The organism is Salinimicrobium oceani (genome assembly GCF_012037645.1).
Genome location: NZ_JAAVJR010001323.1, coordinates 1 through 327, shown reverse-complemented (window position 1 = coordinate 327; position 327 = coordinate 1). Strand labels below are relative to the sequence as shown.

Sequence of the window (327 nt, the reverse complement as noted above, 5' to 3'; positions counted from 1 at the left end):
AAAACCCTGTCTTCCCATAAGGATGCTCATAGGCCTGCCCACGATATAGCTACGCCCTATCACACAGGTATGTTTTCCTTTCGTCGGAATGTTATATCGCTCCAGCATTTCCAGAATTCCGAAAGGCGTTGCAGGAATGAAGGAGCTCATATCCAGAGACATCTTTCCAAAATTCGTAGGGTGGAAACCATCCACATCCTTGTCCGGACTTACTGCTAACAGTACTTTTTGAGTGTTGATCTGTGGCGGAAGCGGCAATTGAACTATGAAGCCGTCAATATCATCTTTATTGTTCAGCTCCTCGATCTTTGCAAGTAATTCCAGTTC

Annotated in this window: 1 protein-coding gene; it reads right to left on the bottom strand. The window is 45.0% G+C overall.

The window, feature by feature from the left end; genetic code table 11:
* On the bottom strand, positions 1-327 hold a 327-nt coding region (locus tag HC175_RS22025), incomplete at both ends, for a bifunctional 5,10-methylenetetrahydrofolate dehydrogenase/5,10-methenyltetrahydrofolate cyclohydrolase (RefSeq protein WP_168139997.1).